The organism is Phenylobacterium sp. (assembly GCF_036502675.1).
Classification (GTDB): domain Bacteria; phylum Pseudomonadota; class Alphaproteobacteria; order Caulobacterales; family Caulobacteraceae; genus Phenylobacterium.
On record NZ_DASXYF010000046.1, the window covers coordinates 12,374 to 39,141 of the forward strand.

General features: G+C 71.6%; 28 protein-coding genes. 12 read left to right on the forward strand and 16 right to left on the reverse strand.

The genetic code is table 11. The features are described from left to right. The 4 genes from VGL30_RS04930 to VGL30_RS04945 form a co-directional block, all read right to left on the reverse strand. Complete coding sequence (locus VGL30_RS04930) at positions 1-1,386, reverse strand: PQQ-like beta-propeller repeat protein (protein ID WP_331537386.1); 1,386 nt, start codon at positions 1,384-1,386, stop codon at positions 1-3. After that, positions 1,383-2,147, reverse strand: coding sequence for a tetratricopeptide repeat protein (locus tag VGL30_RS04935; RefSeq protein ID WP_331537388.1), 765 nt, complete (start codon positions 2,145-2,147; stop codon positions 1,383-1,385). The genes VGL30_RS04930 and VGL30_RS04935 overlap by 4 nt, the downstream gene beginning before the upstream one ends. 118 nt (positions 2,148-2,265) lie before the next feature. Further along, a complete protein-coding gene (locus tag VGL30_RS18890; protein ID WP_331537390.1) occupies positions 2,266-2,922 on the reverse strand; it encodes an MmcQ/YjbR family DNA-binding protein in 657 nt (218 codons plus the stop codon). Beyond that, on the reverse strand, positions 2,919-4,400 hold the full coding sequence (locus tag VGL30_RS04945) for a fatty acid--CoA ligase family protein (RefSeq protein ID WP_331537392.1): 1,482 nt from the start codon (positions 4,398-4,400) through the stop codon (positions 2,919-2,921). The genes VGL30_RS18890 and VGL30_RS04945 overlap by 4 nt, the downstream gene beginning before the upstream one ends. 146 nt (positions 4,401-4,546) lie before the next feature. Here VGL30_RS04945 and VGL30_RS04950 point away from each other — a divergent pair, with 146 nt between their 5' ends. The 4 genes from VGL30_RS04950 (at position 4,547) to VGL30_RS04965 (ending at position 10,555) form a co-directional block, all read left to right on the forward strand. Then, complete coding sequence (locus VGL30_RS04950) at positions 4,547-5,428, forward strand: NAD(P)-dependent oxidoreductase (RefSeq protein ID WP_331537394.1); 882 nt, start codon at positions 4,547-4,549, stop codon at positions 5,426-5,428. 147 nt (positions 5,429-5,575) lie between these two features. Continuing rightward, complete coding sequence (locus tag VGL30_RS04955; protein WP_331537396.1) at positions 5,576-7,261, forward strand: MFS transporter; 1,686 nt, start codon at positions 5,576-5,578, stop codon at positions 7,259-7,261. A 229-nt stretch (positions 7,262-7,490) separates the two neighbouring features. Continuing rightward, entirely contained in the window at positions 7,491-8,954 is a 1,464-nt protein-coding gene (locus VGL30_RS04960; RefSeq protein WP_331537398.1) for an aldehyde dehydrogenase family protein, read from the forward strand. 245 nt (positions 8,955-9,199) lie between these two features. After that, the gene (locus VGL30_RS04965) at positions 9,200-10,555 is read left to right on the forward strand and encodes a metallophosphoesterase (RefSeq protein ID WP_331537400.1); all 1,356 of its coding nucleotides are present in this window, start codon (positions 9,200-9,202) and stop codon (positions 10,553-10,555) included. A 3-nt stretch (positions 10,556-10,558) separates the two neighbouring features. On the opposite strand, the gene VGL30_RS04970 is transcribed toward VGL30_RS04965, so the two are convergent. The 4 genes from VGL30_RS04970 to VGL30_RS04985 form a co-directional block, all read right to left on the reverse strand. Further along, positions 10,559-10,753: a hypothetical protein gene (locus VGL30_RS04970; protein WP_331537402.1), complete on the reverse strand. Its 195-nt coding sequence runs from the start codon at positions 10,751-10,753 to the stop codon at positions 10,559-10,561. A gap of 107 nt (positions 10,754-10,860) precedes the next feature. After that, positions 10,861-11,301, reverse strand: a complete 441-nt coding sequence (locus VGL30_RS04975) for a VOC family protein (protein ID WP_331537404.1) — start codon at positions 11,299-11,301, stop codon at positions 10,861-10,863. A gap of 87 nt (positions 11,302-11,388) precedes the next feature. Then, positions 11,389-13,137, reverse strand: coding sequence for an ABC transporter ATP-binding protein/permease (locus VGL30_RS04980; RefSeq protein WP_331537496.1), 1,749 nt, complete (start codon positions 13,135-13,137; stop codon positions 11,389-11,391). 101 nt (positions 13,138-13,238) lie between these two features. Beyond that, complete coding sequence (locus VGL30_RS04985; RefSeq protein WP_331537406.1) at positions 13,239-13,997, reverse strand: hypothetical protein; 759 nt, start codon at positions 13,995-13,997, stop codon at positions 13,239-13,241. Between the two features lie 106 nt (positions 13,998-14,103). Between VGL30_RS04985 and VGL30_RS04990 the strand changes: the two genes are divergently transcribed. Further along, the gene (locus VGL30_RS04990; RefSeq protein ID WP_331537408.1) at positions 14,104-14,712 is read left to right on the forward strand and encodes a TIGR00730 family Rossman fold protein; all 609 of its coding nucleotides are present in this window, start codon (positions 14,104-14,106) and stop codon (positions 14,710-14,712) included. 4 nt (positions 14,713-14,716) lie between these two features. On the opposite strand, the gene VGL30_RS04995 is transcribed toward VGL30_RS04990, so the two are convergent. Together VGL30_RS04995 and VGL30_RS05000 are read right to left on the reverse strand one after the other, a co-directional pair. After that, on the reverse strand, positions 14,717-14,962 hold the full coding sequence (locus tag VGL30_RS04995; protein ID WP_331537410.1) for a hypothetical protein: 246 nt from the start codon (positions 14,960-14,962) through the stop codon (positions 14,717-14,719). Between the two features lie 65 nt (positions 14,963-15,027). Continuing rightward, entirely contained in the window at positions 15,028-16,017 is a 990-nt protein-coding gene (locus VGL30_RS05000) for a YafY family protein (RefSeq protein ID WP_331537412.1), read from the reverse strand. A 77-nt stretch (positions 16,018-16,094) separates the two neighbouring features. Between VGL30_RS05000 and VGL30_RS05005 the strand changes: the two genes are divergently transcribed. Continuing rightward, on the forward strand, positions 16,095-16,403 hold the full coding sequence (locus VGL30_RS05005) for a hypothetical protein (protein WP_331537416.1): 309 nt from the start codon (positions 16,095-16,097) through the stop codon (positions 16,401-16,403). 62 nt (positions 16,404-16,465) lie between these two features. Here the strand turns inward: VGL30_RS05005 and VGL30_RS05010 are convergent, their stop codons facing one another. The 3 genes from VGL30_RS05010 to VGL30_RS05020 all read right to left on the reverse strand — a co-directional run bounded on the left by VGL30_RS05010 (position 16,466) and on the right by VGL30_RS05020 (position 19,171). After that, on the reverse strand, positions 16,466-18,133 hold the full coding sequence (locus VGL30_RS05010; RefSeq protein WP_331537418.1) for an NAD+ synthase: 1,668 nt from the start codon (positions 18,131-18,133) through the stop codon (positions 16,466-16,468). A 69-nt stretch (positions 18,134-18,202) separates the two neighbouring features. After that, on the reverse strand, positions 18,203-18,628 hold the full coding sequence (gene dksA / locus VGL30_RS05015; RefSeq protein ID WP_331537420.1) for an RNA polymerase-binding protein DksA: 426 nt from the start codon (positions 18,626-18,628) through the stop codon (positions 18,203-18,205). 96 nt (positions 18,629-18,724) lie between these two features. Continuing rightward, a complete protein-coding gene (locus VGL30_RS05020) occupies positions 18,725-19,171 on the reverse strand; it encodes a flagellar assembly protein FliX (protein WP_331537422.1) in 447 nt (148 codons plus the stop codon). A gap of 185 nt (positions 19,172-19,356) precedes the next feature. Here VGL30_RS05020 and VGL30_RS05025 point away from each other — a divergent pair, with 185 nt between their 5' ends. The 3 genes from VGL30_RS05025 to VGL30_RS05035 are packed head-to-tail and all read left to right on the forward strand — an operon-like array spanning position 19,357 to position 21,219. After that, positions 19,357-20,463: a flagellar basal body P-ring protein FlgI gene (locus tag VGL30_RS05025; RefSeq protein WP_331537424.1), complete on the forward strand. Its 1,107-nt coding sequence runs from the start codon at positions 19,357-19,359 to the stop codon at positions 20,461-20,463. Continuing rightward, complete coding sequence (locus tag VGL30_RS05030; protein ID WP_331537426.1) at positions 20,463-20,771, forward strand: rod-binding protein; 309 nt, start codon at positions 20,463-20,465, stop codon at positions 20,769-20,771. The genes VGL30_RS05025 and VGL30_RS05030 overlap by 1 nt, the downstream gene beginning before the upstream one ends. A 4-nt stretch (positions 20,772-20,775) precedes the next feature. Next, entirely contained in the window at positions 20,776-21,219 is a 444-nt protein-coding gene (locus tag VGL30_RS05035) for a flagellar basal body protein (protein WP_331537428.1), read from the forward strand. A gap of 22 nt (positions 21,220-21,241) precedes the next feature. Here VGL30_RS05035 and VGL30_RS05040 read toward each other — a convergent pair whose 3' ends face one another. Further along, complete coding sequence (locus VGL30_RS05040) at positions 21,242-22,042, reverse strand: crotonase/enoyl-CoA hydratase family protein (RefSeq protein ID WP_331537430.1); 801 nt, start codon at positions 22,040-22,042, stop codon at positions 21,242-21,244. 116 nt (positions 22,043-22,158) lie between these two features. Between VGL30_RS05040 and VGL30_RS05045 the strand changes: the two genes are divergently transcribed. Both VGL30_RS05045 and VGL30_RS05050 read left to right on the forward strand, forming a co-directional pair. Next, on the forward strand, positions 22,159-22,767 hold the full coding sequence (locus VGL30_RS05045; RefSeq protein WP_331537432.1) for a peptidylprolyl isomerase: 609 nt from the start codon (positions 22,159-22,161) through the stop codon (positions 22,765-22,767). Between the two features lies 1 nt (position 22,768). Beyond that, positions 22,769-23,419, forward strand: a complete 651-nt coding sequence (locus VGL30_RS05050) for an alpha/beta hydrolase (protein ID WP_331537434.1) — start codon at positions 22,769-22,771, stop codon at positions 23,417-23,419. Between the two features lie 114 nt (positions 23,420-23,533). Here VGL30_RS05050 and VGL30_RS05055 read toward each other — a convergent pair whose 3' ends face one another. Together VGL30_RS05055 and VGL30_RS05060 are read right to left on the reverse strand one after the other, a co-directional pair. Then, positions 23,534-24,631, reverse strand: coding sequence for a surface-adhesin E family protein (locus tag VGL30_RS05055; protein ID WP_331537436.1), 1,098 nt, complete (start codon positions 24,629-24,631; stop codon positions 23,534-23,536). Positions 24,632-24,703: 72 nt separating this feature from the next. Further along, positions 24,704-25,033: a hypothetical protein gene (locus VGL30_RS05060; RefSeq protein WP_331537438.1), complete on the reverse strand. Its 330-nt coding sequence runs from the start codon at positions 25,031-25,033 to the stop codon at positions 24,704-24,706. A gap of 198 nt (positions 25,034-25,231) precedes the next feature. Here VGL30_RS05060 and sthA point away from each other — a divergent pair, with 198 nt between their 5' ends. After that, a complete protein-coding gene (gene sthA / locus VGL30_RS05065; RefSeq protein ID WP_331537440.1) occupies positions 25,232-26,692 on the forward strand; it encodes a Si-specific NAD(P)(+) transhydrogenase in 1,461 nt (486 codons plus the stop codon). The last annotated feature ends 76 nt before the right edge of the window (positions 26,693-26,768 follow it).

Consider the following 26,768-nt stretch of genomic DNA (forward strand, 5'->3'; position numbering starts at 1 on the left):
TCAACGCAACGCGATCAGGTCGGCCTTGTCGGTGACCACATAGACCTTGTCGCCCATGGCGATGGGGCCGATCAGCACCGGGTCGCCCAGCCTGATCCTGCGGTCCACGGCGCCGGTCTTGGCGTCGAGGGCCGCCAGTTCGCCGCTGCTGCTGGCCATGAGCAGGCGGCCGTTCACCAGGAGCGGGCTCGACCACAGGGGCCGGGCCTGCCGCTTGCCGCCGATGCCGAACAGGCCGCCCTTCTTCTTGCCCTTCGCCACGCCGGCGTTGAGGTCCTGGATCCAGTAGATCAGGCCGCTCTCGCGGGCGGCGCAGACCACCTGGCCGGACTTGCCGACTACGAAGACCACGTCCCCCGCCGGCAAAGGCGAGGTGATCCCGACGATCGGCAGGGTCCAGCGCGGCTGGCCGGTGCGCAGGTCGGTGGCGGCGAAGACGCCGGAGTGGCTGACCGCGTAGACGTCGCCCTGGTAGATGACCGGCCGGCCGGGGATGTCGCGGATCTCCGACAGGGCGTTGGTGCGGCTGGCGCGCGAAAGGGCCTCGTTCCACAGGTCGTTGCCGTTGGCGATGTGCAGCGCCACCAGTTCGCCGGAGCCGAAGGAGGCCACCACCGTGTCGCCCGACACCGCCGGGCTGGAGGCGGCCAGCAGGCGCGCCGGCTCGGTGAGCGCCTGATAGGCCCAGCCGGGGGCGCCGGTGGTCGCGTCGAAGGTGAGCAGGGTGTTGTCGATGGCCACCACCATCACCCGCCCGCCGGCCACGGTGGGCGCGGCGTGAACCGGCTGCTCGGTACGGGTGCGCCAGCCGACCGCGCCGGTCCTGGCGTCGAGCTGGGCCACCAGGCGATAGCCCGAGGAGACGTAGAGCTTGCCGTCCGCGTAGGCCAGGCCGCCGCCGAAGGCCTCCTTGTCGCGCTTGTCCTCGCCTGGGCGCAGGTTGACATGCCACACTTCACCGCCGGTCTGGGCGTCGCGGGCGGACACCCCGGCCTCGCCGTCCATGACAAACACCTTGCCGTCGGCGGCCACCGGCGGGGCGGTCACGTGCACGCCGCGGCCGGAGCCGCGGCCGAAGCCCCTGCGCCAGGCGACGGACAGGTTGGGCGCGGCGGCGACGTTCTCGGTGGATTGCTCCAGCGTGCGCCCGGGCAGCGGCCATTCGGACACGGCGACGGCTTCCGGCAGGGAGAACGGCGCCCCCTTCAGCGTGGCGGCGACCTCCAGCTTCTGATCGTCGGCGACCACGGGGATGCGCGGACCCTCCGCGACCTCCTTGTTCTTGTCCTTGCCGTGGAAGGGATTGAGGCGGCCGACGGTCGAACAGCCGCTGGCGGCGAAGGCGGCGACCAGCAGCAGGGCCGTCAGGCGTAAGCGTCGCGTCATTGGGATCCGGGCGTTTGGTGTTGCGGCGCAGGCGCCTGGCCGACAGTCGGGGCGGCCGGCGTGATGAGCTGGGGCGGCAGGGCGGCGGCCTTGACGACGGCGGGGACGCCCTTGGCCGAACCGGAATCGATCAGGGTCTTGGCGGCCTCGGCCCGGCCGCGGGCGGCCTCGGAGGCGTCCTGCAGCAGGGAGATGACCACGAAGTCGCTGCGCGCCCCAGCCAGGTCGCCGGCGGCGAGCTTGGCGAAAGCCAGCGCCTCGCGCGCCTCGACCCGATAGGGCCGCTCCTCCTTGGCCAGCGGCAGGAGGCGCGCCTCCACGTCCTTGTAGGGGGCGGTATCCATCAGGGCGAAGGCGGCCTTCAGGCTGGCGGCGTCACCCAGAACAGGGTCGGGCGCGGCCTTGGCGGCCTGGTCGAACAGGACGACCGCCTCGGCGGCCTTGCCGCCGGAGAGGCGCAGCGCGCCCTGCTGCATCAGGGCCAGGGCTTCGTAGCCCTTGGGGCCGGACTTCGCGACCTGGCCGAACAGCCGGAAGGCCTCGTCGTCACGGCCGGCCTGCATGGCGTCGATGGCCCGGGCGTATTGGTCGGAAGCCTTCTCGGCGCCCTGCTGCTGGTAGTGGCGCCAGCCCCAGACCCCGAAGGCCCCGACGATCAGGACGACGACGAGGGCCAGCACCCAAGGCACAGCCTTGAGCCCCACCGCCTTGTAGCGGTCTGAGCGCAGTCGCCCTTCGACCTCGTCGAACAGATCGGCCAACGGAGACTCCGCGCTCGGCGACAGAAACAGAGCCGCGGAACCTATAGCGCCTGCCTGCGCGCCGCAACGCTGCATGACCGCCCGCGCCGGCGGCCGATTCGAGGACCGGTTCGCGCCGTCAGGCCGGCAGCCCGAGCCGCCGGCGCACCGCCTTGGACAATCCCCGGCCGACCATCTGGTGCGACTGAGTCAGGTAGGCCCTCAGCTCGTCGTCCGGCAGAGCGCCGGGATCGGCGAGGCGCAGCCATCCGCCCCGCGGCAGGTAGGGCGCGCGAACCGCCACGCCGGACTGGGTGAGGATCTCGAAGCTGATCTCGGAGGTCTTGAAGACATAGCCCGCCTCGGCCGGATCCTCCCGCGGACCGGCCATTGCGAACACCTTCTCGCCTACCTTGAAGACGTGGGTCCCGCCCCACTGGATGCTGAGCGTCGCGGCCGGCAGGCCCAGGCAGAAGGCCTCGAACGCCTCCGGGCGCATGGCGTTCAGCCCCCGGCGACCAGATCGGCGAACTCCGGGTGGCGCTCGACGTAGGCGTGGACGAAGGGACAGTCCGGGCGGACCTTCAGGCCGCGCGCGCATCTCCAGGAGGGCCGCCCGGATCAGCCGGCCGCCGACGCCCCTGCCCTCCAGGGCCTTGGGCACCAGGGTGTGGCGGAAGACCAGGCCGCCAGGCATGGGACGGTATTCGATGAAGGCGGTGTCGCCCTCGACGGCCATCTCGAACCGATGGCGCACGACGTCGTCGTGCAGGTCGGCGTCGGGGGATTCGCTCATGCGACGGGTTCGGAGAACAGGGCGCGCACGCCGGCGCTGTCGACCTTGAGGGAGGGGGTGCGCGGCAGGGCCGCGACCCGCAGGTAACGCACAGGCACATGGGTGGCGGGGATGCGGGCGCGCAGGTGGGCCTCCAGATCGGCCGCGCTGGGCTCGGCCATGCCGTCGCGCACCTCGAAGGCCGCGACCGGCGCCTGGCCCAGCCGCTCGTGCGGCACGCCCACCACCGCCGCCGCGGCGATCGCCGGATGGGCGGCCAACGCCGCAGTCACCACATCGGGCACGATCTTGAAGCCGCCGCGCATGATCGCTCCGTCCAGCCGCCCGCGATGGAAGATGAAGCCGTCGGCGTCGATCATCCCCAGGTCCGTGGTGGTGATCCAGTCCGGGCCCATCCGGGGCGAGAGCACCTGCAGCCGGCCCTCCCGGCCGGGCGGCAGCGCTTCGCCGCTTTCGGGATCGACCACCCGCAGCTGCGCCCCGGCCCAGGGGCGCCCGACGCTGTCGGCGACGGCGGGCCCCTGCTTCAGCCGGTCCTCCGCGGTCATCAGGGTCACCACCCCGCCGAACTCCGTGGCGCCGTAGGACTGCACGATCAAGATCGGCGCATAGACCCGCTCGAACTCCGCGCGGACCGTCGGGTCCAGGGTGGCCGCGCCGGTGGGCATGACCTTGATGCTGGCGAGATCCTCACGGGGGACCTTGGCCTCCAGCGCCATGCGGAACCCGGCGGGCGGGAGACTGCAACTCACGGGCCGGTAGGTCCGCACATAGTCCAGCCACGCATCGAGCGTGAACTTCTCCACCATGATGATTGGCCGGTTCGCCACCACCAGCGGCAGGTAGCCGTAGATCCCGGAGATGTTGCCCAACGGGAAGTAGTGCAGCACCGGATCCGGCACGCCGTCTGCGGCTCCGGTCATGCTCTCGCGGATCATCGCCCGCTCGATGGTCCCGTAATCCATGGTGAAGTGCTTCGGCGCCCCCGTGGTGCCGCTGGTCAGCATGCTGATCCCCCGCGGGGAGGGCGCGCGCGCCTGTCCGGCGTCGCGGCGGAACGCCAGCCCCTCGACCGGTGTCGGCGCACCGTCCGGCTGCAGGGCCAGGCCGAAGGCGCCGTTCGCCCGGCAGGCCCCGATCGTCGCCGGTCCCCAGTCCTGCGCGCCGGCCACCACCGCCGGCAGCTTGAGCTCCGCCATCCGCCGGCCCATCGCCTCCTGCGACTGGTAGGCGTAGATCATCACGATGTGCCGCCCGCCGGCCAGCAGGCCCAGTAAGGCCGCCACGAACTCCGGACGGTTATGCGGCACGAAGCCCACCGGATCGTCCGGCCCCAGCCCCGCCCCGGCCAGCGCGGCCTCCACCGCCTGTCCGGCCCGACGCACCCAGTCCCAGTCGCGCCAAGTCCCCTTGAACTGGATCGCCCTGCCCTGCGGAGACCGCACCAGCGCTTCCGAAATCGTTTCGGCTAAGGACATGCGTCGGCCTTCTTGCTCGCCCGGTCGAAGGAATTGCCGCTCATCCGGACGCCCGCCCGGCCTTGGGACCGGCCAAAGGGTCGGCGGAATTGGCGCCGCAACCCGCGACCGCTATCAACCCTGCAGTTGAGGCAAGGATTGCAGTCATGGACCTGAGGGGCAAGACGCTCTTCATCACCGGCGCCAGCCGCGGGATCGGCCTGGCGATCGCTCTGCGGGCGGCGCGCGACGGGGCCAACGTCGCCATCGCGGCCAAGACCGTCGAGCCCCATGCCCACCTGCCCGGCACGATCCATACGGCGGCGGACCAGATCCGGGCGGCGGGCGGCCAGGCCCTGCCCCTGGTGGTCGACGTCCGCGACGAGGCCTCGATCCTGGCCGGCGTCGCCAGGACCGTGGAGACCTTCGGCGGCGTCGACATCTGCATCAACAACGCTTCGGCGGTCTCGCTTTCCAGGATCGGCGACACCGAGGCCAAGCGGTTCGACCTGATGCACCAGGTGAACGGCCGCGGCGCCTTCCTCACGTCCAAGGCCTGCCTGCCGCACCTGCTGAAAGCCGGCAACCCGCACATCCTCACCCTGGCGCCGCCGCTCAACATGGACCCCAAGTGGTTCGTAGGCCACGTGGCCTACACAATGAGCAAGTACGCCATGTCGATGTGCACGCTGGGCATGGCCGCGGAGCTGCGCGGGGACGGGGTGGCGGTGAACGCGCTCTGGCCGCGGGTGGGCGTGGCCACGGCCGCCATCGAGTTCGCCTTCGCAGACCGGAGCGAGCTGGCCCGCTGCCGCAAGCCCGAGATCATGGGCGACGCCGCGCACGCGATCCTCACCCGGCCGGCGCGGGACTGCAGCGGCAACTTCTTCATCGACGACGAGGTGCTCCACGAGGCCGGCGTACGCGACTTCGACGTCTACCGGGTCGATCCGAGCGTTCCGCCGCGGGTGGGCATGTTCCTGCCGGACGACAGCGTCCCCCCGCCGGGCGTCGACATGACCGGGGCGTCGCGGCCAGTCCGGGCGTGAGGCTGCGCGGCCCGGCATGGGCCAATGACAAAAGGCGCGCGTTGCGTGCTATCTCAGGAACCCATCCCTGATTCAGAGTCTCGACCGTCGGATGCCCCCAGGACCCAAGGCGCAGACCCGCCCGGAGCCCCAGACGCGGGACGCCCCGTGACGGCTGCAGCGTCGGAAAGGCCCGCGACGAGCATCACCGCGGCGTTCGGCGTCCCGGCGTTCCGGCGCATCTGGGGGGCCAGCCTGTGCTCGAACCTGGGTCTGCTGATCCAGTCCGTCGGCTCGGCGTGGGCGATGACCCAGCTCGTCTCCTCGCCCACCCTGGTGGCCCTGGTCCAGACCGCGCTGATGCTGCCGCTGATGATCTTCGCCATGCCGGCGGGAGCCATCGCCGACATGTACGACCGCCGCATCGTGGCGCTGATCGCCTCGTCCATCGCGCTGACCGGCGCCACGGGGCTGGCGCTGTCGAGCGCGACGCATGTGCTCAGCCCCTACCTGCTGCTGGGCTTCTGCTTCGTGATCGGCTCCGGCATGGCGCTGATGGGGCCGGTCTGGCAGGCTTCGGTGAGCGAGCAGGTGCCGCCGGCGGTGCTGCCCTCGGCCATCGGCCTGTCCAGCATCGCCTTCAACCTGGCCCGCAGCTTCGGCCCGGCGGTCGGCGGCGTCATCGTCGCCGCCGCGGGACCGCTGGCGGCGTTCTCGATCAACGTCGTCTGCTACCTTCCGGCGCTGATCGTGCTGCTCCTGTGGAAGCGCAAGCCGCCGGCCATGCGCCTGCCGCCGGAACGGCTGGCGCGGGCCATCGTCTCCGGCGCGCGCTACATCATGCATTCTCCGACGGCGCGCATCGTCATCCTGCGGACCCTGGCGACTTCGGTGGCCGGCGGCGCCATCTCCGCCCTGATGCCGCTGGTGTCGCGCGACCTGCTGCACGGGGACGCCCGGACCTTCGGCATCCTGCTGGGCGCCTTCGGCGTGGGCGCGGTGCTGGGCGCCGTCAACCTGGGCCGCCTGCGCACCCGGCTGAACGACGAGACGCTGGTGCGGCTCTGCACCGCCGGCGCGGGCGCGAGCATCGTGGTGGTGGCCATGATCCACTCGCTGCCCGTGGCGCTGGCCGCCCTGTTCGTGGCCGGCGGCCTGTGGACCATCAGCTTCTCGGTCTACAACATCGAGCTGCAGGTCTCCGCGCCCCGCTGGGTGGCCGGGCGGGCGCTGGCGGCGTTCCAGGCCGCGGCCGCCGGCGGCGCTGGGATCGGCGCGGCCGTCTGGGGCGTGGCGGCGCGCGACCACGGGGTCCAGATCGCCCTCCTGGGGTCCGGCCTCGCCATGGGCGCCTGCGCCCTGCTGGGCCTGTGGCTGAGGATGCCGGAAGGGTCGGACGCATCCTCCAGCGAGGAGGCCGAGTTGCTGGGCGACGTACAGGTGCAGCTCGGGCTCACCCACCGCAGCGGCCCGATCGTGGTGGAGATGGACTACCGGGTCCCGGCCGGCCAGGCGCGGGCGTTCTACGAGATCATGCAGCAGGTCCAGTCGATCCGGCAGCGCAACGGCGCCTACGACTGGTCCATCGCCCGCGACATCGCCGACGTGGAACGCTGGACGGAGCGGTTCCACTGCCCGACCTGGCTCGACTACCTGCGCCAGCGGGCCCGCTCCACCCAGGCCGATCGCCTCATCCTGGAGGCGAGCTGGGCCTTTCATCTGGGCCCCGAGCCGGTGCAGCTCCGACGGATGCTGGAGCGGCCGTTCGGCTCCGTCCGCTGGCGCGAAGACACCCCCGACACCGGCGGCGTCGAGCCCTTGCCGGCGCCGGCCTTCCCGGGTGGCGGAGCCTGAAGTCCAGAGCGCGACGCCATCGCAAAGTTCGTCCGCAGAGAACTGACGGGCCTTCGGGTTCAGCGTTGATAAGCCAAATCCCCGGTGTTAGACACCGATCAACAAGCATCGGCATTGGGAGGAAGAGATGGATCTCCTGCGCAAGGTCGCGACCTTCGGCGGCGCCAGCCCGCCGCGTCCCTGACCGCCGACGACTGTCCCACCCCTATCTCCCCTCACAGGTGACCCGATGGCCAAGTATCCCGACGCCAAGCTGCTGATCGACGGCGAACTCCGTCCGGCCGAGAACGGCGCGACCTATCCCGACATCGGCCCCTGGGACGGCGAGGAGATCGGCCGCGCCGCCGACGCCAGCCTGGGCGACCTGGACAAGGCGATCGGCGCCGCGCGCCGGGCCTTCGACACCACCGACTGGTCGACCAACCACAAGAAGCGCGTCGCCACGCTCCGCGTCTTCGCCGACCTGCTGCGGAAGAACCGCGACCGCCTCGCCGAAATCGCCCACGACGAGGTGGGCGCGCCGCTGGGCACGATCTTCAGCGCCCAGTGCGACTGGCCGCTGGGCATGCTCGACTTCGTGCTCGACACCGCGGACAACTATGAATGGGAAGATGATCTGGGTGTCGCCAAGTCCGGTCCGGGCGCCAACAGCCGGCGCAAGGTGTGGAAGGAGCCGGTGGGTGTCGTGGCCGCCATCACCCCCTGGAACGTGCCGACCCAGATCAACCTGGCCAAGATCGTCCCGGCGCTGGCCGCCGGCTGCACCGTGATCCTGAAGCCCGCGCCGGAAACCCCGATGCTGGCCGCGGTCCTGGGCGAGGTGGCCGTCGAGGCGAAGCTGCCGCCCGGCGTCTTCAACGTCATCACCAGCTCCGGACCGGCGGAGATCGGCGAAGCGCTGGTGAAGGACCCGCGCGTGGACCTGATCTCGTTCACCGGCTCGACGGCCACCGGCAAGCGGATCATGGCCAACGCCGCCGAGAAGCTGTCGCGGGTGTTCCTGGAGCTGGGCGGCAAGTCGGCGATGATCGTGCTGGACGACGCCGACTTCATCCCCGCCGTCTCCAGGGCGGCTGGCGTGGTCTACAACGCCGGCCAAGGCTGCGCGACGCATACCCGCCTGCTGGTGCCGAAGTCGCGCTACGACGAGGCGATCGCCATCCTCACCCAGGTCATGGGTTCGATCCAATACGGCGACCCGACCGCGCCGACGCAGATCATGGGCCCGCTGATCTCCGACCGCCAGCGCCAGCGGGTGATGAGCTACATCGAGATCGGCAAGCAGGAGGGCGCGCGCCTGGTGCTCGGCGGCAAGATCCCCGCCAAGCACGACAAGGGCTTCTGGTTCGAGCCGACGCTGTTCGCCGACGTCACCAACGACATGCGCATCGCCCAGGAAGAGATCTTCGGGCCGGTGCTGGTGGTGATCCCCTTCGAGGACGACGAGGACGCCATCCGCATCGCCAACGACAGCATCTACGGCCTGTCGGGCGGCGTGGCCTCCAAGAGCATGGAACGCGCGCTGAACGTGGCCCGCAAGGTGCGCACCGGCACCTTCTCGGTCAACGGCGGCAGCTGGTTCGCCGGCGACACGCCGTTCGGCGGCTTCAAGCAGAGCGGCATCGGCCGCGAGATGGGCGTGGCCGGCTTCGAGGAGTATCTCGAGCTCAAGACCGTCGGCCTGCCGGCCTGACGGCGACGTTGCGCTCCGGCGCCGTTTCCGCTCAAGCTCGCCGCGGCCGGCCGCGGCGGCGCCGGAAATAACACGTCGCGCGAGGGTGCGGGGGCCAAGCGGCCCCGACTCATGCGATCTGGCGTGATGGCCTCCGCTCTCCTGCGTCCCGACCTCGCCGTGGTTGCGGCTGGGAGCCGGTCCTGGGCGCATCGCGCGTCGTCCCGCCGGGCGGCCGGGCCGATGCGGCCTGCGGGCTTTCGGCCATGACGGCGGCGCAACGGGAACGGCCGTCGCCGCGGACGCCCGACGGCGTGGCGATCTACGCCGTCGGCGACATCCACGGCCGCCTCGACCTGCTGCAAGGCGTCACCGACGCCTTGCGCGCCACCGCCGCACAGGCCCCGCCGCAAAGCCGGGTCGTAGCGGTGTTCCTGGGCGACTACATCGACCGCGGGCCGGATTCGGCCGGGGTGCTGGCGCACCTGATCGCGCTGCGCGACGCAGGCGTCTGCGAGACGGTGTTCCTGCGCGGCGTCCACGAGCAGATGCTGCTGGACCTGGTTGACGGCCAGGAGGCCGGGGGCCGCTGGCTGGACAATGGCGGGACGGCGACCTTGTCCGCCTATGGCGTCGCCCCCGGCGCGCGCCAGGGGCCCGAGCGATTGCGCGGCCTGGTGCGGGAGCTGGTCCCCGCGGACCATCGGCAGTTCCTGCGGGACACCCGCCTTCACGTGACGCTGGGCGACTATCTGTTCGCCCATGCCGGCCTGCGCCCCGACCGGCCGCCGGAGCAGCAGGCGGAGGCCGACTTCCTGCGATACCACCCCTTCGACGGCCAGGCCCCGGTCTGGCCCTGGACCCTGGTGCACGGGCACGTGCCGCATCCCAAGCCCGTGCGCGGCGAGCGGCGGATCGGCCTGGACACGGAGGCCCACGCCAGCGGCCTGCTCTCGGTGCTGATCCTCGATGGGGACAGGCAGTCCTTCCTCCGCTCGGCGGTCTCCAGCGAGACCGGCCGGGCTGGTCTCGCCCCCTGGCGCTCGACGGACCCGGCCTACGCCCAGACGCGCCGCCGTTCGAGGACCGCGGAGCCGTCGCGCCCGCCCCGGGGCCGGCGCTGGGCGCCGCGGCTGGCCGCCGGCGCGGCCCTGGCCGCCGCGGCCCTGGCGAGCCTGCCGCTGGACCGTCTCACGCGCGACCCGGCGGCCCTGAGGGCGGCCTTCGTCAACGTGGGCGTACCCCCCAGCATGCGGGGAGACGCCGCGTCCCCGGCCTCGCCATCCGCTGTCGCCGCCCCGCCGCTGATGGGCGCGGGCGTCGCGCCCGAGCCGCCCGCAGTCCTGCGCGAGGCGGAACCGACCGCTGCCGCCGCCGGCCTGCGCGTGCAGGTGGCCGCGACCGACTCCCCGACGGCGTCAAAGCAGGCCTGGGACGACCTTGCCCAGGCCTTTCCAGCCGAGATGCAGGCGCGGATGATGCAGCTCGAGGCGGTCTCCGTAGATGGACGCACCGTTCAACGCACCTTCGTCAGCGGCTTCGCCAGCCCGTCCGAGGCCAGGGCCTTCTGCGCCAGGCTGACGGCCGCGGCCCGCGGCTGCCTGGTCCGCGGCGCGGACTGAGGCTCAACCCCAGCTTTCCAGGATCAGGACGGCAGGCGGGTCTCCCGCCGCATAGCCGCTGTAGCGCACGAACGACCTGTCGGGAATGGCGCCGATCTCCCTGCAGAATTCCAGCCAGTAGCGGGCGCTGAGCGTGATGGCCCTGACGCGGGCCGGATGGGAAGCGATGGTGCGGTCGATCTCATCCTTGACGGTCATCGCCCGCCTCCCTGGCGATCCAAGGGTCACGCGAACGTGTGGCCGAAGGAAGACGCGCGGGTTTCAACCGTGACGCGCCAGGAGGTTCCAGGGGAGATGGCGACGGCTCACCAGACGCCGACGTTGGGCATCGAGGCCCAGGGCTCGGCGGCCGCCAGGGCCTCGCCCGCCTGCAGCAATTCCACCGAGATGTTGTCGGGCGAGCGCACGAAAGCCATCCGTCCGTCGCGCGGCGGCCGGTTGATCACCACGCCCCCCGCCCTCAGGCGCTCGCAGGTCCGGTAAATGTTTTCGACCTGAAACGCCAGGTGGCCGAAGTTGCGGCCGCCTTCGTAGGCCTCCGGGTCCCAGTTGTAGGTCAGCTCGACGAGCGGTGATTGCGTGGCCGCAGCGCTCTCCAGGTCCTCCGGGGCGGAGAGGAACACCAGGGTGAACCGGCCGGGCTCGTAGTCGTGCCGCGAGGTCTCCTGCAATCCCAGCTTGTTGCAATAGAAGTCCAGGGACTGGTCGATGTCGGCCACCCGGACCATGGTGTGAAGGAATTTCAAGGTCGTCTCCTCTCGCCAGCGCCGTGAGGGGCAGATGCCCCGGGCCCGCGCCAAGCGCAATCCCCCGCGCCCGCATCGACCCGGTGTTCAGCTTTCCCGCGTCTGGCGCCGCCACAGCGCCGCGTACTCGCCGCCGCCTGCCAGCAGCTCGGCGTGGGTCCCCCGCTCCACGATCCGGCCGCGGCGCAGCACGAGGATCTGCTCGGCGTCGACGATGGTGGAGAGCCGGTGGGCGATGACCAACGTGGTGCGCCCGGCGCGCACCTTGCGCAGGGTGTCCTGGATCGCCGCCTCCGTCGGCCCGTCGAGAGCGCTGGTGGCCTCGTCCAGCACCAGCAGGCGCGGGTCGGCCAGCAGGGCGCGGGCGATCCCCACCCGCTGGCGCTCGCCGCCCGAGAGCTTCAGGCCCCGTTCGCCCACCAGGGTCTCCATGCCGTGGGGCAAGCCTTCGATGAACTGGCCGAGCTCGGCGGCGTCGGCCGCCGCGCGCACCGCGGCGGGCTCCGCGGCGGGCTTGGCGAAGGCGATGTTGGCGTAGAGGGTGTCGTTGAACAGGGCCACGTCCTGCGGCACCAGGGCGACGGCCTGGCGCAGGCTGTCCTGCCTCACCCTGGTGAGCTCGACGCCGTCCAGCAGGATGCGCCCGGCCTGCGGGTCGATCAGCCGGAGCGCCAGGCGCACCGCCGTGGTCTTGCCGGCCCCCGACGGCCCCACCATCGCCACCGTTGTCCCGGGCGCGGCGCGGAAGCTCACCCCGCGCAGGCCCACGGAGCGGGCGTCGTGCCGGAAGCCGACGCCGTCGAAGACCATCTCGGCCCCCTGCCCGGTCGGCGGCGGCAGGTCGCGGGCGTCCGGGGCGTCGGTGATGTCGGGGGCGATGGCGGCGAGGCCGATCATCTGCTCCATGTCGATGAAGGCTTGGCGGATCTCCCGGTAGTTGAAGCCCAGCATGTTCAGCGGCACGAAGATGCTGGTGAGCAGCAGGATGGCGGTGGTGAGGTCGCCGATGCGCATGCGCCCGTGCGCCACCTCGATCCCCGCCATCACCGTCAGCGCCGCCAGTCCGACGTTCAGCACCGCGGCCTGGGCCACGTTGAGCAGCGAGAGCGAGGTGTTGGCCTGCACCGCGGCGCGGACGTAGGTCGCCATGGCGCCGGCGTAGCCTGCGACCGTGCGGCGCTCCGAGCCGAAGGTCTTCACCGTCTCGTAGTTCAGCATGGCGTCCCCCGAGAGGCCCGCGGCGCGGGAGTCGGCCTCGTTCAGCTCGCGGCGGTGTGACAGGCGCCAGTCAGTGATCCGGAAGGTCAGGGTGGTGTAGAGGACGATGGTGGCGAACGCCGTCACCGCGAAACGCCAGTCCAGCCGGGTGACCATCACCACCATGGCCAGCGCCAGCTCCACGACGGTGGGCCCGATGTTGAACACCACGCTGCGGATCAGGAAGTCGACGGAGCGCGCGCCGCGGTCGATGATCCGGGCCAGGCTGCCGCTCTGCTTGGACTGGTGAAAGTCGAGCGACAGGGACAGCGCGTGGGCAAAGGTCTCCACCGCCGCCCTGGCCATGGCCGACTGGGACACCGGGGTAAAGATCACGTCGCGGGCGAAGGGGGCGCAGGAGGCCAGGAGCCGGAGCCCCGCGAAGCTGACCGCGAAGACGATGAAGCCCGCGCCCACCGCGCCCTTGCCGGCGTCCAGGATGTTGATCGCCGAGCCCAGGGCGACGGGCGCCCAGACGCTGGCCATCTTGCCCAGCAGCACCAGGACCAGGGCGACCCCCAGCCGACGACGCAGCGACGTGGCCCCGGAGCGCATCACCAGCCGGCCGAGCTCGCCCATCGAGCGCCAGAAGTCGAAGCGCACGAACGCCGGGGCGACGCCCCCTTGGCTCGAAGGTCGCCGGGCTACGCCGGCGTGAACATGCGCCAATCCGCTCTCCACTAATTCAGGATCCAGGTGGACTGGACGCCGCCGCCGGGGGTCATCCAGTCCGCGCGCAGCCCGCCGGCCGCCGCCGTGGCGCGGAACGGCCCGCCGCTCAGGGCCGTGGCGGGGGTCGCGTCGACGGCCACCGTGTCGGTGAAGGCGTCGCCGACGATCTCGACCTGGTGAGATCCGGGCGTCAGCGGCTGCGGCAGGGCCAGGCTGAACCGGCCGCCCGCATCGGCGCGCCCGACCGCCCCCGGCCGCCCGTCGACGCGCACGGAGACCGCCGCCTGCGGCCCGGCCAGGCCCGAGACCACCGCGCCCCCCTGCCGGTCGAAGTCCACGGCGGTCAGGCGGGGCGGCGCCGGCGGGCCCAGCACGATCGCCCCGGCGCCCGCCCGCAGCACGGCGGCCCGGCCGGACGCCGTCACCAGCACATAGCCCTGCGCCTGCACCTGCCGGCCGTCCGCAGCCATGGACAGTCCGAAGATCCACGCGCCCGGCGCGACCGGCAGGACGATCCGCCATCGCCCCCGTCCATCCGCCGGCGCAAAGAGCGCTTCGCCGCTGGGCGGGGCCAGGCGCACCCGGGCGCGGGGCTGGGCGGTCCCTTGCAAGCGCACGCCGCCGGCGGACGATTCGGCGGCGTCGAGGCTGGGCGCAGGGATGTAGCCCGCATCCGCGGACGTTTCGCCCTTGGGCGCCAGGGGCTGCGGCGGGGCGGGCTTGCCGTGGCAACCGGCAAGCGAGCCGGCAAGCGCGGCTGCGGCCATAAGAAGCGTTGTGCGTGTCACCGCTTGCTTGAAACTCCCAGGTCCGCGCCATAGCTAATCACGCTTTCTCCGCGCCCCCGCAAGCGCGCCTGACGCCCTGGAGCCGATGCAAACGAGCCTCTCGTCCCACAATCTGCAGTCGGTCTGCGTATTCTGCGGCTCCTCCGACGCCGCCGATCCCGATTTCCTGGTGGACGCCGCCCGTCTGGGCGAGGCCCTGGCCCAGGCGAAGCTCACGCTGGTCTACGGCGGCGGCGGCGTGGGCCTGATGGGCGCCTGCGCACGCGCCGCGCATGAGGCCGGGGGCAAGGTGCTTGGCGTCATCCCCGACTTCCTGGTCGCGCGCGAGCGCGCCTACGACGAGGTCGAGACGATGGTCGTCGCTTCGATGCACGAGCGCAAGAGGATGATGTTCGAGCGCTCCGACGCCTTCGCCGTCCTGCCGGGCGGCGTCGGCACGCTGGAGGAGGTGGTGGAGATTCTGTCCTGGCGCCGGCTCGGCCTGCACGCCAAGCCGGTGGTGTTCCACAACCCGAAGGCCTTCTGGAGCCCGCTGTTCGAACTGCTGCAGCATACCGTGGACCAGAGCCTCACCCCGCCGGATTTCATGCGCACCTTTTCGGCGGTGGAGCGCATCGAGGACTTGGTGCCGGCCCTGCGCGCCGCCGTCCCGACCGGGCCCGACACGGTTCCGGCCGCGATGCGGGTGACCTGAACCCTTACCGCCGCAGCGCTCGCACCTTCCGCTGCGAGTCCGGCGTCAGTCCCGTCGGCCACGCCCTGCGGCCGAGGGGCGAGTCCGGTCGCCGCTCCCGCAGGATCCGCAGCGCCAGGTGGGGACGGATCATCGCCAGGCCCGCCCACACCGCCAGCACCCCCGCATAGCGGACGGCGCCCGCCGCCCGCGCCCCCGCACCCCGACCGAAACCCATCGGCGGCTCCACCTCGATTACCGCAGCCCACATGACGCCCTCCGTCGCTGAAACCGATGTTCACCCTATGAACCCGGACAGCGTCAGAACCGGACGTATCAAGCGGCGCCGTGACGATCCAGGGCCTCACGCGCGAGGTCCAGCTGCTCGAGCATGGTGGTCCGCAGGCTGGGGGGCGCCAGGATCTCCACCTTGTCGCCCCAGGTGAACAGGTGCCAGGACAGCTCCAGCATGCCGCTGGCCCGGAACGTCACCTCCACGGAGCCGTCGGGAAGCTGGCGCACCCGCTGATTGGCGTGGAACCGCCAGCACAGGGCGTCCTGCGCGCCGTGCGGCAGGATGCGCAGCACCACCTCCTCCACCGCGTCGTGGTAGATGCCGAAGCTCTGGTCGGCGTAGGCCTGCAGCGAGAAGCTCGCGGGCCTGGCGCTGGTCCGGTCGAGGACCTCGATGTCGCCGATGCGGTCGAGGCGCCAGTTGCGCGGCTCGCCCTCGGCCTCCGCCGCCACCAGGTAGTTGCTGCGCCCGAACAGCAGGCCATAGGGCGTCAGGTCCCGCACCCGCCCGGGGGTGCTGCCGCCCTCATAGCGGAACCGCAGAGATTTCAGGGATTTGATCGCCTCCCTGACCGTAGAGAGCACGACGTCGTCCTCGAAGGGCCGCGGGCCGGCCAGCACCGCGATGGTCTCGGCCTGCAGCAGGGCCTCGAGGTCGGGGGCGAGCTTGCGGCGCGCCGGCGCCTTGGTGGCCGCCAGGATCTTCTGCTCCAGGGTCTTCAGCGCCGCGGCGCGGGCCTCGGCGCCCAGGGCCTGCAGGGAATCCGCGGCGGTGCGCAGGGCCACCAGCTCGTCGGTGGTGGGGCTCTGGAACAGGCCGTCGAGACCGGTGGGGATGCGGAACCGGCGGGTGGGCGGATCCTCCACCTCCTCCATCTGCGGGAACACCTCGCGCACCGCGTCGCGCATGCGCTCGGCGGTGCGCCGGCCCACGCCCAGCCGCTCGCCCATCTCGTCCAGGGTCAACCCTTCGGCGGTGCCAGCCAGCAGCCGCGCCAGTTCCAGGAGCCGCGAAGCCTTATCGTGCCGCATTTGTTCTAAACGTCCGTTTTTGTCGTATGAGCGCATCAGAACGGGTGTCGACGATTTTGGCAACCGAGGACTTCCCGATGCCGGCCACTTTACGCAAGAGCTTCCCCAAGCGCCGCCCGGCGGCCCCGCGCAGCTTCGCGCCCGTCCGCAGGCCCGCCCTGCCCTCCAGCGCGGTGGTGGACGCCATCCTGCGGTTCAGCGACGTGCAGGAGGACGTGGGCGGCGGGCGGATCATGAAGCGGCTGTCCCCCACCCGCCTGCGCGACGGCGAGGTCCGCGCGGCCCTGGGCGACGCCGCAGCCCAGGCCGGCCGCGTCAGCGTGCTGTGGAACGACCGCGAGGACCAGATCGTCCGGGTGCTGGTCTCCCAGCCGCTGGCGGCCTAGATTCTTCGGGTTTGGAGCGTGGCGGGCGCCGGAACCCGCCGCCACTTCCTGCTGTCACGCCCCTAGCGGCGCGTCACCACGTCCCGGAAGCCGTTGACGATGGGATAGCGGCGGTCGCGGCCGAAGGCCTTGCCGCCGATCTTCACGCCGGGCGCGGCCTGCCGGCGCTTGTATTCGCTGGAGTAGAGCAGCCGCTGGACGCGCTCCACCGTCTCGGGCGCATGGCCGCGGCCCACGATCTCGTCGAGGGTCGCCTCCTCCTCCACAAGGCCGAAGAGGATGTCGTCCAGCACGTCATAGGGCGGCAGGCTGTCCTGGTCCGCCTGGCCGGGGTGCAGCTCGGCCGACGGCGGCTTGCTGAGGATCCGCGCGGGGATCGGCTGGGCGGCGACGCCGAAGGGATCGTTGGCGTTGCGCCACTCGCAGATGGCGTAGACGTCGGTCTTGTAGAGGTCCTTCAGCACGTTGTAGCCGCCGCACATGTCGCCGTAGAGGGTGGCGTAGCCCACCGCCATCTCCGACTTGTTGCCGGTGGTGAGCAGCATCAGGCCCAGCTTGTTGGAGAGCGCCATCAGGGTCAGGCCGCGGACGCGGGCCTGGATGTTCTCTTCGGCGATGTCCGGCGCGCGGCCCTCGAACAGCGGCCGCAGCATCCCGGCGAAGGCGTCGACGGCCGGCCGGATGGCGATCTCGTCCAGCCGTACGCCCAGCGCCTGGGCGCAGGCCGCGGCGTCCTCCAGGCTCTCGCGGCTGGTGTAGCCGGACGGCAGCATGACGCAGCGCACCGCCTCGGGCCCCAGGGCGTCGGCGGCGACCACGGCGGTTGCGGCGGAGTCCACGCCGCCGGAAAGGCCAATGAGAACGCCCTCGAAGCCCGATTTCCTCACGTAATCCCTCAGGCCGGTGACCATGGCCTTGTAGATCTCCTCCGACGGGTCGCACCATGGGTCCATTGGCGCCTCGACGCAGGTCCAGCCCGCCTCGCCGCGCGCCCAGACCGACAGCCCCAGCGCTTCCTCGAACATCGGCAGGCGCATCACCTCGCGGCCCTCGGCGTCGAGGGCGAAGGAGGCGCCGTCGAACGCCAGTTCGTCCTGGCCGCCCACCTGGTTGACGTAGACCATCGGCAGGCCGGTATCGACCACCCGGGCGCGCGCCACCACCATCCGCTCGTCGTCGGCCGTGCGCCGGTAGGGCGAGCCGTTGGCGGTGAGCAGGATCTCGGCGCCGAGGTCCTTCAGGGCGTAGCTCACCTGCGGGGTCCAGATGTCCTCGCAGATCGGCGCGCCGAAGGTGACGCCCTTCAGGTCGAACACCTGCGGCTCGACCCCGCAGGCGAAGATCCGCTTCTCGTCGAAGACGCCGTAGTTGGGCAGTTCGCATTTGAAGGCGATCCCGCGGACCTCGCCGTCCGCCAGATAGGCCACCGCGTTGCGCGGCTGGCCGGCGGGCTCCTCCGGCGGCCAGATCACCCCGATCAGGGCCGCGCAGCCGCCGGCGGTGTCCAGAGCCAGACGCTCGACGGCCGCCTGGCCGTCGCGCCACAGGGCCGGCTTCAGCGCCAGGTCTTCCGGCGGATAGCCGGTGAGGAACAACTCGGGGAAAAGGGCGATGTCGGCGCCGGCCGCCGTCGCCTCGGCCAGCCGCTCACGCGCCAGGGCCTCGTTGCGCGCTACGGCGCCGACGGTGGGATTGGCCTGGACGGAGGCGATGACCAGCCGCTGCAGCATCCGGCCATCTAGCCCGACGGCCCGCGGAGCGCCAACGCCCTCGCTCGCCTTCGGACGACGCGGTGGTGATCAGTCGTCGCGGTGTACGCGTTCGCGGCGCTCGTGCCGCTCCTGCGCCTCGAGGCTGAGGGTGGCGATCGGCCGGGCGTCGAGGCGGGCGATGCCGATGGGCTCGCCGGTCTCCTCGCAGTAGCCGTAACTCCCGTCTTCGATCCGCCGCATGGCTTCGTCGATCTTGGAGATTAGCTTGCGCTGGCGGTCACGAGTGCGCAGCTCTAAAGACCGGTCGGTCTCGGACGACGCGCGATCCGCAATATCCGGGTGATTTTCAGTCTCCGCCTGCAGATGCGTAAGCGTTTCCTTAGATTCCCGAAGTATTTCCTCTTTCCAATTGAGAAGTTTCTGCTTGAAGTATTCGAGCTGCCGCTCGTTCATGAACTCCTCGTCCTCAGAGGGACGGTAGTCCGAGCTTTTAGGCAATACTGCGATGTTCATATTCGAAACCTCGGCCCCCTGGACTCACCCGAGACGTGCGGATGGCCTTATATCAAAACGCCAACAGCATCAATCAAGCTCCCGCTTGCGGTGCGTTTAGGCCGCACGCGGGCTCTGTTCAAGCTTCGCGAGCTCCACGGCGGCTCGCGTCTCGATTTCGTTCAGCACCCCCTCCAGCCCGGGATCGTCCGTCAGCTGACGTTCGTCGCGCACCGCGCGCCGCAGACGCTCCACGTCGTCGCCCCCCGGCGCGCCGTCCAGCAACGCCGCCTTCAGCTCGTCCAGCACGTCGAGAATCCGGCCCGCGCGGCCCACCGCCCGGCGCTTGCGCTCCAGCGGGCCGCCCACGTCCTGCAGGGCCAGGAGGGCGTCGAGCCCCACCACCCCGCCGACGCCGGCGGCGCGCGTGACCTGGGCCGGTCCGGAGGCCGCGGCGGGGCTGGGAACGGAAAACGCCGCGCCGCCGGCAGGCTTGGCCTTGCCGGGCCCGCCCGTCGATCCGACGTTGTTCGCGCCGCTGACCTTCATCCGTGCCGTCGCCATCCCTGAAATGTCGAGCCGACCATCCCACGCCTGTGCTTAGGGCATGGTTAATGCCGGGCAATTTCTGCCGCCACGCCTTTTCCGCGCCCGCGCCGAACGGAATCTACGCTGATTTTGCAAGGTTTTTCGACTGGCACGGCAGTCGCATGGCCCCGCGGGTGAAGCTGCTTACGCCCCGGGGCCCCATGCGCCGACCGTTCCGCCTGTTCTCCGCCGTCCTGCTGGCCGCCATCCTGGCCGGCGGCCCGGCGCTTGCGAAGTCGCGGATCAAGGACATCGTCGAGTTCGAAGGCGTGCGGGAGAACATGCTGGTGGGCTACGGCATCGTGGTCGGGCTGAACGGCACCGGCGACTCGCTGCGCAACGCTCCCTTCACCAAGCAGAGCCTGGAGGCGATGCTAGAGCGGCTGGGCGTCAACACCCGCGACGCCAACCTCAACACCAAGAACGTCGCCGCCGTGATGGTCACCAGCCGGCTGCCGGCCTTCGCCGCCACCGGCTCGCAGATCGACGCCTCGGTCTCGGCGATGGGCGACGCCAAGAGCCTGCTGGGCGGCACCCTGCTGGTCACGCCGCTGCTGGGCGCCGACGGCCAAGCCTATGCGGTGGCGCAGGGCACCGTGCAGACCGGTGCGGTCAGCGCCACGGGCGCGTCGGGCTCCTCGGTCTCCAAGGGCGTGCCCACCGCCGGCCGCATCGCCTCGGGCGCCATCGTCGAGCGGGAGATCGGCTTCCAGCTCGCCAAAATGAACACGATGCGAATGACCCTGCGCAACCCCGACTTCACCACCGCCCAGCGGATCGCCGCGGCGGTCAACGCCCGCTTCCCCGGCATGGCGCAGGCGGAGAACCCCACCATCGTCGCCATCCGCCCGCCCAACGGCCGCGACATGGCGAGCTTCGTGTCCGACGTGGAGAGCCTCTATGTGGAGCCCGACGACTCCGCCAGGGTGGTGATCGACGAGGTGGCCGGGGTCATCGTCATGGGCGAGAACGTCCGCATCTCCACCGTGGCGATCCAGCAGGGCAACCTGACGATCACCGTCAACGAGAGCCCGCAGGTCAGCCAGCCCGCCCCGTTCAGCCAGGGCCAGACCACGGTGACGCCCAAGTCCGGCGTCTCGGTGGACGAGGAGACCGGCCGCCAGTTCGTGACGCTGGGGAACGGCGCCTCGCTCTCCAGCCTGGTGAGCGGCCTCAACGCCCTGGGCGTCACGCCGCGGGACATGATCTCCATCCTGCAGACCATCAAGGCCGCCGGCGCCCTGCAGGCCGACATCGAGGTGATGTGATGAGCGAGCTCGCCGTCCTGCCCCCGTCCCTGGCCGCGCCCACGGCGACGCCAACGGCCGCCGAGATGGCCAAGCGCAAGGACATCACCGCCACGGCCCAGTCCTTCGAGAGCTCGTTCCTCTCGATCATGATGCAGCAGATGTTCGAGGGTGTGGAGGTCTCCACCCCGTTCGGAGGCGGCCAGGGCGAAAGCATGTTCCGGTCGTTCATGACCGACGCCTTCGCCAAACAGATGACCAAGGCCGGCGGCCTCGGAATCGCCGACACGGTCGCGAAGGAAATGCTCAAGATGCAAGGCCTGGAGTAGCTCAATGGCGATCGCCGCCCATGACGCCGCCGACCGCGTCGACCAACTGATCATCCTCACCGAACGGCTCACCGCGCTGATAGCGCTGGGGGCCGCGGCCTTCGAGCAGCGCCGGCCGCACGAGGCGGCGCAATACGTCGAGGAGACCTCGCGCCTCGCCAACCTCTACCGCCACGAATCGACCCGGGTGCGCGCCAACCCGGCGCTGATCGAGAGCGCGCCGCTGGCCCGGCGCGTGGCGCTGACCCGCGCCACCGAGGCCTTCGACGCCGTGCTCGCCCGCCAGGGCCGGGCGCTGGAGGCGGCCCGCACCATCACCGAGGGGCTGGTGCGCGCCATCGCCGAGGAGGTCGCCTCGCAGCGCACGGAGAACGCCGGCTACGGCGCCGCCGGCGCGATCCAGCGCACCGACGCGCCCACCTCCATCACGCTCAACCAGCGGGCCTGACGGCCTCCCCGGCCGCGGGGGATCAGTCGGCGAAGCGCGGCGCCCGGTTCTCCAGCGCCGCGGTCACCGCCTCCACCTGGTTGGGCCCGCCGATCAGGGCCGTCTGCGCCAGGCTCTCGGCCAACAGCAGGTCGTGCTGGCTGGCGTCGAAGGCGGCGTTGAACAGGCGCTTGCCGGCGCGGATCGCATCGGGGCTGCGCGCGGCGATCTCCGCGGCGAAGACCAGCGCCTCGGCCCGCGGATCGGCGCAGACCCGGGTGGCGAGCCCCAGGGCCAGGGCCTCGTCCCCGGAAACGATACGTCCCGACCAGGTGAGCTCGCGCGCCACGTCGTCGCGCAGCAGGCCGCGCAGCAGGGCGATCCCGCCCATGTCCGGAACCAGGCCCCACTTGATCTCCAGCACCGACAGCCGGGCGTCGGCGGCCACGAACCGCAGGTCCGCGCCGAGCGCCAGCTGCAGGCCGCCGCCGAACGCCACGCCGTGCACGGCGGCGATCACCGGCGCGGGCATCTCGCGCCAGACCATCACCGCCTGCTGCGAAGGGTTCGCCCCGCCGGGCGTGCGCTCGCCGCCCAGGCGTTCGCCGCCCCGCTCGGCGCCGCGCTCCATATCGCGGAACCGGCCCATGTCCAGGCCCGCGCAGAACGCCCGCCCGTCGCCCGAGAGCACCACCGCCCGCACCGAACGGTCGGCCTTCAGCCGCTCGCCGGCGGCGATCAGGGCGCTGAACATGGCTTCGTCGATCGCGTTCATCTTGTCCGTCCGGACGAGGCGCACATCGGCGACGCCTTCCTTCACCTCGACGCTCACCCGGTCGTTCATGGAGGTTCCTTCCTGGCGCTGCACGCCGTCCTATAGTTCGGGCCCGCGTCCGGCGCGCAAGCCATTGAAACACCGCCGCCGGGCGCTAAGGTCGCCGCCCCTCAGGAGACGCCGCCATGAAACGCCGTGACGTCCTCGCCGCCGCCGGGGTCCTGGCGGCCTTGCCGGCGCTGGCCCGGGCGCAAGCGCCCGTCCCGCCCGTGCGCGTCGCCCTGAAGACGGGCCAGGGCCTTATCGTGCTGGAGCTTTACCCGGACAAGGCGCCGATCACCGCCGGCAACTTCCTGCACTATGTGGACGCCAAGCGCTACGACGGAGCGACCATCTATCGAGCCTCGCACGCTCCCACCGCGCCGGAGATCGGCCTCGTCCAGGGCGGGCTGCAGAACGATCCGGCCCGGATCTTCAAGCCCGTGGCGCACGAGAGCACGCTGCAGACCGGCCTGCGCCACAGGGACGGCACGATCTCGCTGGCCCGGCGGGCGCAGGGCTCAGCCACCTCGGACTTCTTCATCTGCGTCGGCGACGCCTCCTACCTGGACGCCGACCCGAGCCAGCCCGGCGACAACGCCGGCTTCGCCGCCTTCGGCCAGGTGGCCGAGGGCATGGACGTGGTGCGCAAGATCCTGACGCTGCCCACCTCCGCCACCGGCGGCGGCCCGGAGATGAAGGGCGAGATGCTGGCGCCTCCGGTGCCGATCCTCACCGTCCGGCGGGCCGCCTGAGATGGCCGGGCTCGGCGGACCGCAGGTCGCGCCCGCGTCCGGCGGGGCGCCGAAGCAGATCGTGGTGCTGCTGCATGGCTACGGCTCCAACGGCGAAGACCTGATCGGGCTCGCCCCCTATTGGCGGGAGGCCCTGCCCGACGCGCTGATGATCGCCCCCGACGCGCCGGAGCCCTGCCCCGGCGTTCCCGGCGGCCGGCAATGGTGGCCGCTGGCCGACATGCACCGCGACGCCCTGGCCGCCGGCGTCCGCGGCGCGGCCCCGGCGCTGGACGGCTTCCTCGACGCCCTCCTGTCCAGGCACGGGCTGAGCGAGGACAAGATGGCCCTGGTGGGATTCAGCCAGGGAACGATGATGGCGCTGCACGTGGGGCCGCGCCGGGTCCGGCGGCTGGCGGGCGTCCTCGGCTACTCCGGCGCCCTGCCCGATGCTCCGGAGCTCGCCGTGGAGATCCGGTCGCACCCGCCGGTGCTGCTGGTGCACGGCAAAGCCGACAGCGTCGTGCCCCTGGCGGCGTTCCAGCACGCCCGGGACGCCCTGACGGACCTGGGCTTCGAGCTTGAAACCCACCTGTCGCCCGGCCTCGACCACAGCATCGACCTACCCGGTCTGCAGGCGGGGGAAGCCTTCCTGAAGCGGATTTTCGCCTGAGGCTTGCGGGCCGCAGCCCAGGTGAAACCCACGAGACGCTCAGGCTGAAACCGGGTCCCGGCCTTCGCCGGGATGAGCGGAGTTTGGAGCGATCCAATCCGTCTGGATCGCTCTCTAACGCCGCCCGGCGGGGTTCACCTTCACCAGACAGCCGCGCCGGGAGGCCGCCGCCCGGCAGAACGCCTCGGCGTCGGCAGGAGTTTGGAAGCCTGTGAACTGTGCCCGGAAGTAGATCCTGCCGCGGACCACGGCCTTCGCCACCCGCGCGGAGACCCCCGCCGGAAGGCCGCCCGCCCGCAACGCCGCGGCCGCCAGGACCTGTCTGGCCTCGCCGGCGCTCGGCGAGGCGCTCACCTGCACGGAGACGCGGCCGGGGCGGAGCGGCGCCGCCGGCGCGGACGGCGGTTCCGGCTCCGGCTCCGGCGCAAAGGTCACCGGGTGCGTGCTGGTCACCTTGGACGCCGGCGCAACCACGATGGCGGCCGCAGCCTTGGGCGCGGCGCGGGACGGCGCCGGCGCGCTCTTGGGCGACGGTAGCTGCGGCGGAGGCGGCGGCGGCGCAGGCGGAGCTGGACGTAGCGGAGGCGCAGGCTCGATCCGAGGCGGCGGCACGACCGGGGGCGGCGTCGGCGCGGGCGCCGCGACGGTCGCCGGCGGGGCTTGGACCGGCGTCGCCTGGGCTGCCCGCGCGGGCCGCGGGCGGTCCAGCGGATTGATGGCCTGGCCGCCGCAGACCTTGCGCATGGCGTTGTAGGCGGCGCCGCCGGGGATCGGGGTGATCCACTCGGGACCGGCGGCGACGGTCTCGCGTCCCTCGCCGACCAGGTTGCGCTCCGCATAGGCCACGGTCCGGCCGAGCCGGGCCCTTCCGGTCTTGCAGTCGAGCACCATGACCGAGCTCCAGGAGAGGACTCCGTCCTTGGCGTAGGCCTCCGCGCTGGTGGCTTCCGAGCGCAGGTTGACCCGCTCCGGTCCCTCGGGCGTGGACATGTGGCTGAGGATCGCCGTCACGGCGCCGGGCGTCACCGCCACCACGGCGTCGGGGTCCAGGTCCGTCTCGCGCCGGATCCAGGCGCGGAGGTCGTCGGGCGAGCGGGACTCGGGGAAGCCCGGCGCGTCCGAGGGCTGGGGCGCCGCGCCCCCCCACGCCGCGCCCGCCACTCCGACCGCGGCGACCAGCGCCCCGATCAGGCTGCCGCGGACTCTCAACATGGCGTCCTCCGGCGCGGATCGCCGTTTCCAAGAGAGGCCAGACGCTCCCAAAGGTTCCGCGCGCACTGTATGCTAGCCACCGCCGGGCGGACCCTTGTCGCGCTGGCGGCGGATCATTTCGACGAGCTGACGCTGCTCGCGCTCCACCTGCGCCCTCAGCGCCTCGGCCTGGACCGCAGGCATCCTCGGGTCGAAACTGAAATCCGGAATTCGGCCGAGGCTGTCGATGAAGCGCTGGGCGCTGGCTTCCGGCAGGGCCGCGGACAGCCAGGCCGCCAGGCCCCGAACCACGTTCTCCAGCGCCATGCAGCGTATCGCCATCTCGTTCTGGCGCCGGACCGCCGTCTCCAGGTCCGCGCGGGTCGCTGGCGCCGACGGCTCGCTGAAGAGGGGTTGGCTCATACTCAAGGCGCCTTTCACACAGCACGCACGCCGGCCGCCGTCCGCAGGCTCCGTCAAGGGCTACTCCCTGCCGCGAGTCGCAGCAATCGCCGCCGGCGCCTCAAAGTTGTGCGGCCGGGCGGCGGCCCGTCACCGCAGCCACATCATACTTTAACTCGCGCCGGCTAGAGTGGAGTCTCCTGCCGGGAGGGCCGCGCCTTGACGCAACCGTCGCACTTCGACCTGATCGTGATCGGCAGCGGCCCGGCGGGGCGTCGCGCGGCGATCCAGGCCGCCAAGCTCGGCAAGCGGGCGCTGGTGGTCGAGCGCGGCCGCCGTGTCGGCGGGGTTTCGGTGCACACCGGCACGATCCCGTCGAAGACCCTGCGCGAAACGGTGCTGAACCTCTCCGGCTGGCGCGAACGCGGCTTCTACGGCCGCGCCTACCGGGCCAAGCAGCACATCACCGCCGAGGACCTCAGGAAGCGCCTGCACATCACGCTCGACCATGAGGTGGAGGTGCTGGAGCACCAGTTCGCCCGCAACGCCGTAGAGACCGTGATCGGCGCCGCCTGCTTCCTGGACCCGCATACGGTGGCGGTGGAGGGCGCGGAGGGCGCGGCGATCTACACCGCCGACCGCTTCCTGGTGGCGGTGGGCACCCGCCCCTACCGGCCAGCGCACATCGGCTTCGACGGCGACAACATCCTGGACTCGGACGAGATCCTGCACCTCGACCGCCTGCCGCACCAGCTCGTGGTGGTGGGCGCCAGCGTCATCGGCGTCGAATATGCCAGCATCTTCAGCGCCCTCGACGTGAAGGTGACCATCGTGGAGCCCAGCGCCGGCCTGCTGCCGTTCCTGGACCGCGAGCTGGCCGACGAGTTCGTGCACGACCTGCGCGACCGGGGCGTCTCCCTGCGCCTGGGCTGCAAAGTGGTCGCGGCCGTGGCCGAGGGGCCGGGACGTTGCCTGGTCTCCCTCGACGACGGACGCCAGATCCGCGCCGACATGGTGCTGTTCTCCGCCGGGCGCGAAGGCGCGGTCCAGGGCCTGGGGCTCGACGCCTGCGGCCTGGCCTGCGACGCCCGCGGACGGCTCGCGGCCGACAAGGCCACCTTCCAGACCGAGGTCCCGCACATCTATGCGGCCGGCGACATCATCGGCTTCCCCAGCCTGGCGTCGACCTCCATGGAGCAGGGCCGCATCGCCGCCTGCCACGCCTTCGGCGAGCCGTCACACGCGCCGCCGGAATTCTTCCCCTACGGCATCTATTCGGTGCCGGAGATCTCCACCATCGGCATGACCGAGGAGGAGGCGCGCGAGCGGGCGATCCCCTACGAGTGCGGCGTCGCACGGTTCCGCGAGACCTCCCGCGGCCACATCATGGGGCTCTCCAGCGGCTTCATGAAGATGATCTTCGCGCTGGAGACCCGCCGTCTGCTGGGGGTCCACATCATGGGCGAAGGAGCCACCGAGCTGATCCACATCGGCCAGGCGGTGCTGAACCTCGAGGGCACGCTCGACTACTTCGTGGAGAACACCTTCAACTATCCCACGCTGGCGGAGGCCTACAAGGTGGCGGCGCTGGACGCCTGGAACCGGATGCCGCGCCAGCAACTCAGCCAGCGCGTGGCCGACTTGGTCGTCGAACAGGCCCGCCGCGCGGTCGGCGACTGACCGCGCCGGATCCCGGTGCTATGCTCCGGGGAGCGCCGATCGGGCGCATGATGTCCGACGGCGAACGCCGCTGGAG

Excerpts from the sequence above, each read along its gene's own strand:
- VGL30_RS04965 (WP_331537400.1), top strand. The coding sequence starts at position 9,200 with ATGACGGCGGCGCAACGGGAACGGCCGTCGCCGCGGACGCCCGACGGC.
- VGL30_RS04970 (WP_331537402.1), bottom strand. The coding sequence starts at position 10,753 with ATGACCGTCAAGGATGAGATCGACCGCACCATCGCTTCCCATCCGGCC.
- VGL30_RS05000 (WP_331537412.1), bottom strand. The coding sequence starts at position 16,017 with ATGCGGCACGATAAGGCTTCGCGGCTCCTGGAACTGGCGCGGCTGCTG.
- VGL30_RS05025 (WP_331537424.1), top strand. The coding sequence starts at position 19,357 with ATGCGCCGACCGTTCCGCCTGTTCTCCGCCGTCCTGCTGGCCGCCATC.
- VGL30_RS04950 (WP_331537394.1), top strand. The coding sequence starts at position 4,547 with ATGGACCTGAGGGGCAAGACGCTCTTCATCACCGGCGCCAGCCGCGGG.
- VGL30_RS05035 (WP_331537428.1), top strand. The coding sequence starts at position 20,776 with ATGGCGATCGCCGCCCATGACGCCGCCGACCGCGTCGACCAACTGATC.
- VGL30_RS05055 (WP_331537436.1), bottom strand. The coding sequence starts at position 24,631 with ATGTTGAGAGTCCGCGGCAGCCTGATCGGGGCGCTGGTCGCCGCGGTC.
- VGL30_RS04960 (WP_331537398.1), top strand. The coding sequence starts at position 7,491 with ATGGCCAAGTATCCCGACGCCAAGCTGCTGATCGACGGCGAACTCCGT.
- VGL30_RS05040 (WP_331537430.1), bottom strand. The coding sequence starts at position 22,042 with ATGAACGACCGGGTGAGCGTCGAGGTGAAGGAAGGCGTCGCCGATGTG.
- VGL30_RS18890 (WP_331537390.1), bottom strand. The coding sequence starts at position 2,922 with ATGAGCGAATCCCCCGACGCCGACCTGCACGACGACGTCGTGCGCCAT.
- VGL30_RS05045 (WP_331537432.1), top strand. The coding sequence starts at position 22,159 with ATGAAACGCCGTGACGTCCTCGCCGCCGCCGGGGTCCTGGCGGCCTTG.
- VGL30_RS05030 (WP_331537426.1), top strand. The coding sequence starts at position 20,463 with ATGAGCGAGCTCGCCGTCCTGCCCCCGTCCCTGGCCGCGCCCACGGCG.
- VGL30_RS05010 (WP_331537418.1), bottom strand. The coding sequence starts at position 18,133 with ATGCTGCAGCGGCTGGTCATCGCCTCCGTCCAGGCCAATCCCACCGTC.
- VGL30_RS04990 (WP_331537408.1), top strand. The coding sequence starts at position 14,104 with ATGCAAACGAGCCTCTCGTCCCACAATCTGCAGTCGGTCTGCGTATTC.
- VGL30_RS04930 (WP_331537386.1), bottom strand. The coding sequence starts at position 1,386 with ATGACGCGACGCTTACGCCTGACGGCCCTGCTGCTGGTCGCCGCCTTC.
- VGL30_RS04995 (WP_331537410.1), bottom strand. The coding sequence starts at position 14,962 with ATGTGGGCTGCGGTAATCGAGGTGGAGCCGCCGATGGGTTTCGGTCGG.
- VGL30_RS05005 (WP_331537416.1), top strand. The coding sequence starts at position 16,095 with ATGCCGGCCACTTTACGCAAGAGCTTCCCCAAGCGCCGCCCGGCGGCC.
- dksA (WP_331537420.1), bottom strand. The coding sequence starts at position 18,628 with ATGAACATCGCAGTATTGCCTAAAAGCTCGGACTACCGTCCCTCTGAG.
- VGL30_RS04980 (WP_331537496.1), bottom strand. The coding sequence starts at position 13,137 with ATGGGCGAGCTCGGCCGGCTGGTGATGCGCTCCGGGGCCACGTCGCTG.
- VGL30_RS05050 (WP_331537434.1), top strand. The coding sequence starts at position 22,769 with ATGGCCGGGCTCGGCGGACCGCAGGTCGCGCCCGCGTCCGGCGGGGCG.
- VGL30_RS05020 (WP_331537422.1), bottom strand. The coding sequence starts at position 19,171 with ATGGCGACGGCACGGATGAAGGTCAGCGGCGCGAACAACGTCGGATCG.
- VGL30_RS04985 (WP_331537406.1), bottom strand. The coding sequence starts at position 13,997 with ATGGCCGCAGCCGCGCTTGCCGGCTCGCTTGCCGGTTGCCACGGCAAG.
- VGL30_RS04945 (WP_331537392.1), bottom strand. The coding sequence starts at position 4,400 with ATGTCCTTAGCCGAAACGATTTCGGAAGCGCTGGTGCGGTCTCCGCAG.
- VGL30_RS05060 (WP_331537438.1), bottom strand. The coding sequence starts at position 25,033 with ATGAGCCAACCCCTCTTCAGCGAGCCGTCGGCGCCAGCGACCCGCGCG.